This is a genomic window from Spirosoma sp. 209, from assembly GCF_002006735.1.
GTDB classification, from domain to species: domain Bacteria; phylum Bacteroidota; class Bacteroidia; order Cytophagales; family Spirosomataceae; genus Spirosoma; species Spirosoma sordidisoli.
Genome location: NZ_MVEC01000006.1, coordinates 344193 through 356815, shown reverse-complemented (window position 1 = coordinate 356815; position 12623 = coordinate 344193). Strand labels below are relative to the sequence as shown.

Annotated in this window: 10 protein-coding genes; 6 read left to right on the top strand and 4 right to left on the bottom strand. The window is 57.2% G+C overall.

Features of this window, described 5'->3' with window-relative positions; translation table 11 throughout:
- Positions 1–31 precede the first annotated feature (31 nt).
- From B1C80_RS12510 to B1C80_RS12500, 3 genes are all read right to left on the bottom strand, one after another.
- Positions 32–2887 carry a M14 family zinc carboxypeptidase gene (locus tag B1C80_RS12510; RefSeq protein WP_077921429.1) on the bottom strand — a complete coding sequence of 952 codons (2856 nt, stop codon included), beginning with the start codon at positions 2885–2887 and terminating at the stop codon, positions 32–34.
- A 129-nt stretch (positions 2888–3016) separates the two neighbouring features.
- On the bottom strand, positions 3017–3409 hold the full coding sequence (locus B1C80_RS12505; protein ID WP_077921428.1) for a hypothetical protein: 393 nt from the start codon (positions 3407–3409) through the stop codon (positions 3017–3019).
- A gap of 193 nt (positions 3410–3602) precedes the next feature.
- Complete coding sequence (locus tag B1C80_RS12500; protein ID WP_077921427.1) at positions 3603–5267, bottom strand: glycosyltransferase family 39 protein; 1665 nt, start codon at positions 5265–5267, stop codon at positions 3603–3605.
- Positions 5268–5466: 199 nt separating this feature from the next.
- Here B1C80_RS12500 and pgi point away from each other — a divergent pair, with 199 nt between their 5' ends.
- From pgi to B1C80_RS12465, 6 genes are all read left to right on the top strand, one after another.
- The gene (pgi, locus tag B1C80_RS12490) at positions 5467–7122 is read left to right on the top strand and encodes a glucose-6-phosphate isomerase (protein ID WP_077921425.1); all 1656 of its coding nucleotides are present in this window, start codon (positions 5467–5469) and stop codon (positions 7120–7122) included.
- Between the two features lie 140 nt (positions 7123–7262).
- Positions 7263–8102, top strand: a complete 840-nt coding sequence (locus B1C80_RS12485) for an outer membrane beta-barrel protein (protein WP_077921424.1) — start codon at positions 7263–7265, stop codon at positions 8100–8102.
- A gap of 138 nt (positions 8103–8240) precedes the next feature.
- Positions 8241–9080: a PorT family protein gene (locus B1C80_RS12480; protein WP_236648744.1), complete on the top strand. Its 840-nt coding sequence runs from the start codon at positions 8241–8243 to the stop codon at positions 9078–9080.
- 157 nt (positions 9081–9237) lie between these two features.
- Positions 9238–10143: a hypothetical protein gene (locus tag B1C80_RS12475; RefSeq protein ID WP_077921423.1), complete on the top strand. Its 906-nt coding sequence runs from the start codon at positions 9238–9240 to the stop codon at positions 10141–10143.
- Positions 10144–10233: 90 nt separating this feature from the next.
- Positions 10234–10800 (top strand): bifunctional precorrin-2 dehydrogenase/sirohydrochlorin ferrochelatase, encoded by a 567-nt coding sequence (locus B1C80_RS12470; protein WP_077921422.1) that lies wholly within the window; start codon positions 10234–10236, stop codon positions 10798–10800.
- A gap of 172 nt (positions 10801–10972) precedes the next feature.
- Positions 10973–11524: a hypothetical protein gene (locus B1C80_RS12465; RefSeq protein WP_077921421.1), complete on the top strand. Its 552-nt coding sequence runs from the start codon at positions 10973–10975 to the stop codon at positions 11522–11524.
- Positions 11525–11659: 135 nt separating this feature from the next.
- Here the strand turns inward: B1C80_RS12465 and B1C80_RS12460 are convergent, their stop codons facing one another.
- A complete protein-coding gene (locus B1C80_RS12460; protein ID WP_077921420.1) occupies positions 11660–12529 on the bottom strand; it encodes a neutral zinc metallopeptidase in 870 nt (289 codons plus the stop codon).
- Positions 12530–12623: the final 94 nt, after the last annotated feature.

Genomic DNA, 12623 nt, shown 5'->3' with positions numbered 1-12623 from the left:
GTTCGGTAACGAGTCTTCTTATACGACGGACTTACTGACCGCCGGTTTTGGCTTTGGGGCCGTTGCCCAGGGCCGATACGGCGGCTGGCTTGGCGTCGGGGCCGAGGTGGTTCCAGTTGATGAGGGCGTTCCAGACCAGTGGGGCGTCGTGGTGATTCAGGTAGCGGTGCAGCGGGTCGAAGGTAAACGCGACGACCCGACCGGCGCCGACCGGCACGTTGAAGAGGGCGCCGTGGCCAATGATGGCCTGCTCGTTGCGCACCATACCCGACAGGACATAAGGCTCCTCTTTCTTCGGGGTTTTGGTCTCGGGCTCTTTGATGGGCTTCCGGTCGGGCATACCCATAATCAGCCCTTTGTACTCTTCTTCGTCTTTGAGCGGCTTGCTGCCATACTGCAATACCATCAGGTCCCGATTGTACTTCTCGGTCTGCAGCAGGGGCGCGATACCCCGGAAAATGGGGAAGCTCTCGGGGTAGCCGTACAGCAGCGGACTCGATGTTTTGCGGCCCTTCGCCATAACGACCGAGCCGGGGTGGAACAGACCGGCTGCCTGGGCGCTGGTATTGGTGCGCAGTTCACGCACGACCCCGGCTTCGGCTACCTGCATGGAGGTGTTGTCGAGGGTGACGAGCAGGCCGCCCGCTTCCACGAACGCTTTCAGGTGGTTGACCCCGTCGAAACCCGGTCCGCCGGTCATGTCGGGCGTAGCGTCGGGCAGGCCGTGGGCCGGAAACTCAGCGGTTTTGGTAAACGGCATCGGGCTGTATTTTTTGTCGATCTCGTGAATGAAATCGGCCGCTGTTCCCCGCGAACGGGGCATCAGGATTACGTCGAACCGTTTGCGCAGGTCGCCCCCTTTCAGGTCGTCTTTGTCGATGGAGGTGTAGGGAATGCCGCGCTGGTCGAAGGTGTAGCGGGCCCAGCCTTCGTCCTGGGTGCTGTACCAGTTGTGATAGATAGCCACGCGGGGCAGGGTTATGTCGTGCTGTTTGCCGTTGGGCAGGGTTTTAACGGCCTGCAGGTCGAGCCCGAACTGGGTCGATAGTTTCCGCACCTGCTCGGGCGAGAGGCCGCTGAACACGACCGAACCGGCCTGGAGGGTGTCTTTGTCGAGCGCCACCCGCTCGTCGAGGACGGTGGCCCTGGCGGTTTTGCTCTGCGCTCTGGCCCAGTAGAGGGCGGGCAGCACGGTGTTCTGCGCTTTGTAGTTCAGGACGTAGCTGGTGCCTTCGCCGGTCAGGTTGCCTGCATACTGAATATCGCTGGTCAGCATCCTGAGGTCGGTGGGGGCGTAGGCCACGCTGTCCTGCGCTTTCACGTCAACGCCGTAGAGGTAGCCGAGGGTCCAGGCAATGTCGTCGTAGGGCGGAAATTTGGCTTCTTTGGGGTAGTTCTGTTTCGACAGCAGCGAGATGGCCAGATTGCGGTAGGGCTGGTTGAGCAGCACCACATAATCGCCCGCGTTTTTGCCGGTTTCGGCTTTGTGCACTTCGATGGCCTGGGCCCGTAGCTGGTTGACGAGGTAGGCCGCCATAGCCGGGTCGCGCTGATCTTTCCGGATTACGAACGCGCGGGGCGTTTCTTCGGTGCCTTTCCGGATGTTGTTCAGCCCTTTCTGGTAGAAATTCTTCAGCATCAGCCGGCTGTTGGTGGCCCCGTAGGAGAGCGACGCCAGCACCCCGGCCTGCATGTAGTTGATGTTGTTGCGGTACGACCAGTATACTTTTTCGGTGGGCGGTACGGGCCGGTACCATTCCTTGCTGGTGGCGGGGTCGCCGGCGTATTTCTGCTCGGCCAGGTCACGGAGGTAGGTGCTGGCGCCGGCGTTGCCGAAGGTTTCGTAAAACCGCCCGACCGAGTTGTGGTTGTTGGAAATCCAGAGGCCATAGCCGGGATACCAGCCGTCGTAGAACGCCCAGGTAAAGACGCCGGGCAGGCCCTGAGCCGCCAGCGAGGTAATGTCGTGGTGGGCCATGATCTGCCATTCGCCGATGGTGATGGGGTCGATGGTTTCGTTATAGGGGCCGGTGCCGGTCGAGATGTAGAGCAGCGGTACGGACTCGTGCAGGTCGAGGGAAGCTACGGGGTGCCAGTCGTAGTAGATCTTGTAGAGGCTTTTGGTAATGGCCTGCGAGTTCTGAAGGCCGTCGCGGTTGTTGTCGTGGAAAACGTATTTGCCCCAGTACGGTACGCCAGGGAAGCCGTCGTTAAAGTCTTTTCGGTTTTTGGAATAGCGGTAGTACCAGTCGACCTGCTTGTCCCAGCCGTCGGGTTCCGAGACGGGGTTGATGATCACGATAATGTTATCGCGGATGGTGCGGATTTCTTCGGTCTGGCCGGTAGCGAGCCGGTAGGCCAGTTCCATCAGCATCTCGGGCGATCCCATTTCGGGCGAGTGCATGCCGCCGTTGAGGTAATAAACCAGTTTGGTATCGCCCAGAATGGTGTTCAGGTTCTGGGGGTTTACCTGGCGCGGGTCGGCCAGCAGGGCCAGCTGTCGTTTGTAGTGGTCGAGTCGTTTCTGGGCGTCTTCGTTGCCGATGATGATCAGGTTGATGGGGCGCCCTTCTTCGCTGGTCATGACCGGCTCCATACTGACGTTGGGCGAAGTGTCGGCCAGTTTTTTGAAGTAACCGTAAATCTCGGGCGTACGGTGCAGGATGCCGGGGGTGCCGATGATCTGTCCGAAATGTTTCCGGGGCGAGGGCACCGTGGGGTCATCGGGCAGGTTGAGGACCGATGCGGGCAGGAAACGCGGATCGGTGGTGTACTCGCGGATTTTCTGGTTGTACACCTCGTCGATCTGCTGGGCCCCGACGGGCGAAATCGACACAGTGAGACCGGCCAGTGCCGCCAGTAGGGCAGGTAGCTGTTTAACCTTCATACAGTTGGGGTGAGTGAGGAATTACGGGTTGTTTGACCGTAAGCAAGATACGCGTTTTAGGGCGTAAAGAGCCGGCCGGTCGTTAATTATCCCGATCTGTATGGCGTAAGGAATGAAACCGGGCGCGCTTTACTGACTCACGACCTGTACCGCATAGGTCTGGCGAACCCGGCCATCGGGCGAGCTGTCGGCCGCCTGCTCGGCAAAGACGACCCGCGCTGCGCCTACCGTAACCCCCTTGATCAGAAAGGTGGTGGCCACGGCTTTGCCCTGCGACCGGGCGCTGCTGTCGGCCGATGACAGGGGCTTCGTCGTTACGTCGACCACTTCCTGGTTATCGGACGTACCCACCACCGATTTGCCCGTTATCGTGACCTCTTTGATGGCGCCAACGGCTACTTTCATGGGTCGGGCGCTCCCCGAACCGGCCCCCGCCCGGCAGGCCGCCAGACTGGTAATCACGGCGATGGTAAAGGCGAGCTGGCGGAAAGAGACGAAATGACGAGGCTGCGGCTGGTTCATGCAAGCATAACCGTTTCTGCCGGGAACAGTTTTTTTTACTGACTATCGGGCTGGACGGCTACTCCGTTGGCGTGACGTTGCCGGGGTCAGCAGGCGGCACTTTACCAGCTGGTCGGGCTGACGCATGGGTTGCCGTGGGGACACGGCAACGGGTGGCAGGGGGGCAAGCAGGGGTGATTTGTCGTACAGAAATCTAGCGGGCTTTTCGCAGGTAGAAGATAAAACCGTTCTCGGCGCCGGTTCGGCGGACATCGGGCAGGGAGTCGAGGTGAGTGGGGTTTTCCTGGGCTTTGCGGATAAACCACACGTCTTTGTCGATGCGGCCGTGCATGAGCCAGTCGTCGTTGTAGTAATTGGGGTTGGTGACGGGCGGCTTGCGGGTGTAGAAGAACGGGCCGTAGCTGCGGTAGCCGTAGGTCTTTACGTACACATCCTGCCCCTGCGACCGCTCGAAAAAACGCATGGCGGCATCCTGCGAGATTCCTTCGATACGCCCGATGAAGAACCAGAGCGTGAGCGTAACGAATACGGCCATGCCGACAAAGAGAACCAGCGCGGCCTGGGCCGTTTGCCGGTGGCTGAACCAGTAGATCGTTACCGCCAGCAGCAGCAGCAGCCAGACGCCGGGCAGGGCTTCCCAACCCGTCCAGTTGATGGCCGCATCGAGATTACCCTGCGTGAACGGGTCTTTGTCGGCCAGCGACTTCACCATATCCATCCGCTGGGCCAGTATGGGCGCTCCGATGGTGGCCACGATAAAAATGCCGCCAACGAGGATCAAACCCGCCCGCAGCCAGCCGTTGAACTGGATTTTTCGGTCTTCGAGCTGAGAGAGAGTAAGAGCGCCGAGGTAGGTGATGGGGAAGTAGCACAGCGACGAATAATGCACAATCTTCGACTGCACGATGCTGAACAGGATCAGCACCACCCAGAACAGCATCAGCATCCAGCGCCGGAACTCACGCTGGTAGTTGCGCTCGATGAAGAGGGGCGAAAAGGCTCGCAGTGCAAAAATGGATGACGGAAAACAGCCCACCAGCAGGACGATGACGTGATAACCCGGAAAGCCGCCATGACCCGCATCGGGTGTGCTGAAGAGCCGGATGTTGTAGGTCAGAAACTCGCTGACAAAAACCGGGCCGTGGAGGTAGGTTTCCAGCCCGACCCACGCCAGCGGAAGCACCGAGGCCGCCAGCACAAAAACCAGCCCCTGCCAGATCGACAGGAACCACCGCAACCGGCTCAGCAGCCAGTACGTCAGCACTACCAGCCCCAGGATCAGCAGTGCCACCGGTCCTTTGGTCAGTATGGCCAGCCCCAGCGAGAAACCGCCGATAAGCAGGTACGTCCACTCGCTTTTGGGCACCAGCAGCGCACTGCTCAGCCGCTCCCGTTTCCAGGATGCGAAGATTAAATTGACCAGGCCAACGAAAATAAACAGGTTGAAAACGGGGTCGATGATGCCCGACCGGAAATACAGATGGGGCGTTACCGAGCCCAGGTAGGCCAGTGACCAGAGCAGGCCGAACCGGTGACCGTGTAGTTTTTTGCCAAGGTGATAGAGGTAAATCAGGGTGGCGATGCCGCAGAACGCATTCGGGAGCCGGGCCGTAAACTCGTCGACGCCAAAGAGGTTCATAAAAAGCGACTGGCACCAGAAAAAGAAAGGCGGTTTCTCGTAAAACGGTTGATAATCAATGTGAACACGCAGGTAGTCGCCCAGCGTAACCATCTCCCGTGCGGCTTCGGCAAAATTGATTTCGTCCCAGTCGAACAACCGGACGCCCCCCAGAAAGGGCAGGAAGAACAAGGCGCCTAAACCAGCCAGCAGTAGCGAATAAAATAGTTTTTGATTCATCAACCCGAAGTAGTTAGCCGATAAGACGATTGATCTCATCGTAATACCAGCCCGCAAAATTAGCCGAAAAAAAGATTGCGGGGATTGCCGATATTCGCGCCGACAACCGGTGCCTGCTTCCGGTGTTCGGTTTGCCCGTTGCCAACATGGCCGGTAAACCGAAGGCTACGCACTGAAAACCAAAAACCAGAACCTGTTTATGCTCGCCAACCATCGCTTTACCGATCTGCCGGCCTACGCCCAGCTGCAAGCGCATTACGACCTGCTGAAAGACCGGCACCTTCGGGATTTGTTTGCCGAAGACGCGACCCGATTCGACACGTTCACCCGTCGGTTTGACGATATCCTGCTCGACTTTTCGAAGAACCGGATCACCACCGACACCCTCAACCTGCTGCTGCAACTGGCCGGAGAGGCCGCACTACCCGACGCCATTGGCAAGCTGTTTGCCGGCGACCGGATCAACCAGACCGAAGACCGCGCCGTACTGCACGTAGCGCTGCGCAACCGCTCCAACACGCCGATCCTGGTCGACGGGAAAGACGTGATGCCCGACGTGAACGAAGTGCTCGACCGGATGAAATCGTTTACCGGCCGGATTCGGTCGGGCGAGTGGACGGGCTATACCGGCGCGGGCATTACCGATATCGTCAACATTGGCATCGGTGGGTCTGACCTTGGCCCGGTCATGGTTACCGAAGCCCTGAAACCCTATGCCGACGATCAGAAGCTGCGCGTGCATTTCGTATCGAACGTGGATGGCGTTCATATCTACGAAACCCTGCAAACCGTTCGGCCCGAAACAACCCTGTTCCTGATTGCCTCCAAGACCTTTACGACGCAGGAGACCATGACCAATGCCCAGACGGCCCGCCAGTGGTTCCTGGACAACGGCGGCTCGGAGGCCGACATTGCCAAACACTTTGCCGCGCTCTCGACCAACCAGGCGGCCGTGGAGAAATTCGGCATCGACCCGGCCAATATGTTCGGTTTCTGGGATTGGGTAGGGGGCCGCTATTCGCTCTGGTCGGCCATCGGGCTGTCTATTGCGCTGTATATCGGCTTCGATCAGTTCGAAGAGTTGCTGGCCGGTGGGCACGATATGGATCTGCACTTCCGCGATGCACCCCTGGATCAGAACCTGCCGGTTATCCTGGCGCTGCTGGGTATCTGGTATAACAACTTCTTTGGGGCGCAGACGGAGGCTATTCTGCCCTACGATCAGTACCTGCACCGGTTTGCGGCCTATTTCCAGCAGGGCGACATGGAAAGCAACGGGAAATCAGTTGACCGCAACGGAAACCCCGTCGATTACCAGACCGGGCCCATCATCTGGGGGGAGCCCGGAACAAACGGTCAACACGCGTTCTACCAGCTCATCCACCAGGGTACCAAGCTGATTCCGTGCGATTTTCTGGCACCGGCCATTAGCCAGCGGCCTATCGGTGAACACCATACCATTCTGATGGCCAATTATTTTGCGCAGACCGAAGCACTGATGAACGGCAAAACCGAAGCCGAAGCGGCCGACGAGCTTCGCCAGGCCGGTAAATCTGAGGCTGAGATTGCGGCTCTGGCGCCGTTCAAGATGTTCACCGGCAACCGGCCTACCAACTCCATCCTGTTCAAAAAGCTTACACCCCGTACGCTGGGCCGCCTGATTGCCCTCTACGAGCATAAAATCTTTACGCAGGGGGTAATCTGGAATATTTTCAGCTTCGACCAGTGGGGCGTAGAACTGGGCAAACAGCTGGCCAGCCGGATTTTGCCCGAACTAAAGGACGATGCGCCCGTGTCGACCCACGATAGTTCGACCAATGGGCTGATGAATGCCTTCAAAGCGATGCGACACTAAGAGCCCGCACCGCCGGAAAGCAACAGCCCGAACCCGATAGTTCGGCTAATAAATAACAACATACGTATTCTACCTGTTAAGTGGGTGTAACTTCGGTTGCGCCCATTTTTTTATTACTCAACTAACAACTGAAAAACGCAATGAAACGTCATGTCTCACTGTTGGCAATCGGGATTGCCTCACTCGGGCTGGCCCAGGCCCAAACGACAACGAATAGTTATTCGTCAACGTCCGGAAATTCGACCTACAGCACATCGCCGGTAACGACCGATAGTACCAACGCCGTCAACAGCTCGTCACCGTCTTCATCGTACAACACGACCGACGGCAGCACCAACACGACGACCAACAGCACCGCATCGCCCACGTATACGACCACCACGACGGATACGTACAGCACTTCGACCCGGCCCAGGGATACGAAAGACTACAAAAACTTTGTTTTCGGTGTATATGCCGGAGCCAACTCAACCCGTTTCGCGGGTGAAGACGTTAACGGCGATCGGCTAAGCGGCCGACTGGGTTACCAGGCCGGTTTCTTTGTGCGGGGTGGCGGTCGGTTATACGGTCAGCTGGGAGCCGAGTATTTTGCGTCGAGCTCGAACTATTTTACGGCCGGAGACGGCACCTCGGCGGGAACGATCCGCGATCAGATCAACATCCAGTACGTACAGATTCCGGTTTATATCGGGTATAAATTATTGGAGTCGGATCGGGGAATTTCGGCCATCCGTCTGCAGGCGGGTCTGGAGTACGCCAACCGGATTAACTCCAACAGCGGTGACTTCAATCTGTCTAATTCAGAGATCAAGAGCGGCACGTTCAACGGCCTGGGTCAGCTGGGCTTCGACATTGGTCCTCTGCTTATTGACCTGACGTACCACCATGGTTTCAGCAATTCGATCGAGGCCGTGAACAACACGGGCTTTGCCGGTTCGCAGCGCCGTATTCTGAGCGCCAGCGTCGGTTTTAAATTCTAGGATAGGTATTTCAACTGAGTAGTAAAATACAGACAGGTTGGAATAGTTAAAAACAATACTAGCCGATGGGCTGTTAATGGGGTGTAATTTCGATTACACCCTTTTTTTGTACAACTCAACGATTAACACATTCACGTTATGAAACGTAAACATTCACTATTGGCTTTATGCCTGTTTAGCATGGGTATGGCAACGGCCCAGACCAACTCCAATACCTATTCGTCGACCACGACGACATCGACCTACAACGCGACACCGGCAACGACCGACACCACCAATGCCGCCACCAGCACATCGAACATGAACAATAACAGTTCGATGATGAACAGCAACGCAACGACGAACACGACGGCGGCTCCGGCTTACGGCACGACCACCACGACGACGACCACCTACAATGCCGACGCCAACACCGCCACGACCACCCGTCAGGATGGTGATGACAAAGCCTGGGGCAAAGAAGGTAAATTTGGCGTATACGCCGGGGTGAACTTCTCGCGCTTCGTGAACGAGCCGATTCCGGATGGTGCTTACCGCGCCGGCTGGCAGGCTGGTATCTACGGTCGTACGGGCGGTACCGTTTTCGGTCAGATCGGTCTGGAATACCGGAACTCGACCACCAACCTGGTTCGGTCGGGTGCTGGTCAGCCAACCCCAACGCCGGGCAATGTCAGCGGTCAGATCAACCAGCATTTCGTTGCCATCCCGGCCTATGTAGGTCTGCGAATCGGTAGCGCGCTGGGTCTGCGCATCCAGGCGGGTGCCGAGCTGTCGGCTCTGGTCGTGAACCCGAACAACCGCTTTGGCATTGGCGAAGATGATTTCAACCGGACCATCCTGAACGGACTGGTGGGTGCTGGTATCAACCTCGGCCCGCTGACGCTGGATGCCGTTTATAACCACGGTCTGCAGAACGTATTCGATACCAACGATACCAAGCGTAACATCCTGGCGCTGAACCTTGGTTTCCGATTCTAAACCGCCGTTCTTCATCAACAGCGGGGGCCGTTTCAAACGAAGCGGCCCTTTTTTTGTGCCTGCTTCGTTCTGTCTACGATTAGTTATGCAAACATTCCGGTCAGGGAGGGGTTTACCCGTTGATTGGTAGCAGTCAATATACTCAACTCAACACGTTATGAAAACTTTTGCAAAAACAGCCTTGCTCGTAGCGGGGGTGTGCAGTACAGGACTCGTGTATGCGCAGCGAAACTCGTACGACGATCGCTACCGCAATGATGATCGATACGATCGCCCGTCGCGTCGGGACGAGCGGATGGAAGATCGGCGCATGAACGACCGCTTCGACGAGCGCCGTGAGTTTATGCGCCGGAATGATGAAGACCGGCGGTATGACAATCGCTACGAAGAGCGGCTGGACCGGGGCAACCGGAACGAAAACCGGTACGACGAACGCGACCTGAGTAAGGCCTATGACGAAGGCTTCGAAGACGGACAGCGCAGTGTGGAGGTGGCCGAGCGTCAGGAGCGCCGGGAGAACTACAAGAATTTTACGTTTGGGCTGTATGGTGGTGCTAACTCGACCCGGTTCGAGGGCGAAGACGTAGGCGGTAATGACCTGGCCGGTCGGCTGGGGTACCAACTGGGTATCTTCGTGCGGGGTGGTGGTCGCGTATACGGACAGATCGGCGCCGAATACCTAACGTCGAGTTCGGACTTCTACCGCGCCGGCGACGGACAGGTGGGTAGTATCGAAGATATCACGTCGAACGTTGATCAGAAGTACCTGCACATTCCGGCCTACATTGGCGTAAAGCTGGCGCAGTCGGAGCGGGGAGTATCGGCCGTTCGGTTGCAGATCGGCGCTGAATACGCCACTCCGCTGGGTGTGGGTGACAACGAATTTAACTTTCAACAGCGGGACTTCCGGGCGGCTACCGTTAACGGACTGGCTAACCTGGGCTTCGATGCGGGGCCGCTGTTCATCGATTTCGTGTACCACTACGGCTTTGCCGATGTGCTGAAAGACGTTACGAACACCAAGCGCAGGGTGCTGGGCGTAAACCTGGGCTTTAAGTTTTAAAAATCAGCCTTTATTCCGGTAGTGGTTAGTCAATAGTGGTAAGTTTGCAGGAATGCAGCGAATCGCTATCGACTAACCACTACGGCTTTTATGAACACACTCTTTCCTATTTTCGTCAAGGCCGAGAAACTGCATATCCTGATTGTGGGGGGCGGCTACGTAGGGCTGGAGAAACTGACCGCCCTGCTCGGTAACGCCCCCGATACCCGCACTACGCTGGTAGCGCCCGAGATCCGCGATGAGATTCGGGATATAGCCCGGCAGTCACCCAACGTGCAGCTCGTTGAGGAGCCGTACACGCCCGCTCATCTCGATGATAAGGACCTCGTTATTGTCGGCACCAACGACAAGGCCGTAAACCGCCAGGTGCAGGCCGATTGTAAAGCCCGGCGTATTCTGGTCAACGTAGCCGATACCCCGGACCTCTGCGACTTTTACCTGAGCTCGGTCGTGAAAAAAGGCGACCTCAAAATTGCCATCTCGACAAACGGCAAATCGCCCACCTTCGCCAAGCGATTCCGCGAAGTGCTGGAAGAAATCCTCCCCGACAGCCTGCAGGAGACCCTCGACAACCTGACCGCCATCCGTAATCAACTCAAAGGGGATTTCGTACAGAAGATGGAAAAGCTGAACGAAATCACCAAAGTTCTGCGATAGCTGCCTGCCATTGTTAGAACGGGATGGCCCTGCTGCTACCCGCAAGACTGTCTTTCTATGGCTCATTTACCATATAATAAAATATGAATAATTATTGATTCGACACCTTGCTACCCAGCCTCTTATCGTGTTGCTTTGTCATTGACAACGAATTAAATTCATACTCATCTGTATGAAAAACCGATACGTATTACTGGCTTGCCTGCTCGGTATGCTGGCGGGGCGCAGTCAGGCGCAAACGGCCGCTGACCAACCTATTCAGGACTCGGAATGGAAGTCCGTAGCCGCCCTGCATCAGCAGAAAGGAAACTGGATGGTCGGCGCTGGCCTGACGTTACTGGGCGCAACGGCCAGAGGTGGGCGGTTTATTGCCAACCGGACCTGGGTGGGCGTAGAAGCCGAATACCATAGCCTGATTGCGTTGCGTCGGGAGGGCGGGGTGTTTGCCCGCTACTATCTCTGGAGCGGTAGTTTTGTGTCCGGCTTCGTAGGCGGGGGCGTCACCTACGGCTGGTACCACGACCGGGTTTTTAACCTGGATGGAAGCTCTCTAAACGATCCTGCGCCCTACTACAGCCCCAAACTCAATGCGCTCGTTGGGGTCGAATACGCCCTGGGCCGCCGTTTTTCTATCGAAGGCGTTGCCAAATACGGTAAGCTCACCCGAAACGGCTCGGAGCAACCCAGCCTACAGGGGTCGTTTGTCTGGAGCTGGCATAAATAGAGACGTAGCTGCTTCCTTTCACGCTCCGGATCACTGCTCGCGTAGGGTTGTGGACGGATCAGAAAAAACGCGAATGTGGAAGGGCAGCATGACATAACATCATGCTACCCTTCCACATTCGTATCAAATCAAAAACTATTGCAGATTGGCGTCTTCGCGGCTGTTGAAGGTGTCGCCTTGGTTGATATCGCCGGTTTTCAGGCCTTTCGAGAACCAGTACACGCGCTGAGCGGCCGTGCCGTGCGTGAACGCGTCGGGTACAACATAGCCCTGGGTTTCTTTCTGGATGCGGTCATCACCGATGGCGTTCGCAGCCGTCAGGGCTTCTTCCACATCACCCGGCTCCAGCACGAAACTTTTTCCCTGCGCGTGGTGCGCCCATACACCCGCCAGGAAGTCGGCCTGTAGTTCGAGCCGCACCGACAATCGGTTGGCCTGGGTTTCGCTCATGCGCTCCTGGGCGGCCCGTACTTTGTCCATAATACCCATCTGATCCTGAAGGTAATGCCCGACTTCATGGGCAATGACATACGACATGGCAAAGTCGCCGGGGGCATTGAAGCGACGGGCCAGGTCATCGTAGAACGACAGATCGATGTATAGTCTCTTATCACCGGGGCAGTAGAACGGACCCGAGGCCGACGAAGCTGCTCCGCAACCCGACGGCGTCTGTCCCCGAAAAAATACCAGCGTTGGCGGGCGGTATTGTCCCCCTTCCTTCGCCAGCAGCTGGGTCCAGGTGTCTTCGGTGCTGGCCAGTACCCGGCGCGTAAACTGAGCCGCCTGATCGTCGGGTTGTGGTCCGGTAGCCCGCTGCGAGCCCGGCATGGTCGGACTCTGGGTTTGCGGCTGGTTGCCGATAATATCCGACGGATCGCCCCCCAGCAGGGTGACGATAATGGCAATGACAATGGTGCCGATGCCACCGCCAACCAGTAGTCCTCCGCCACCGCTCCCCCGGCGGTCGTCAACGTTATCGCTTTCGCGTCCTCCTAACCAACGCATGATGTGTATTCGTTTAGTCGTGTAGTTATGTAGCTGGGAACAAAGTCCCCCATCGATTACCTTTTCCGGCGCAAATTGTTTGCTGTACTGACTA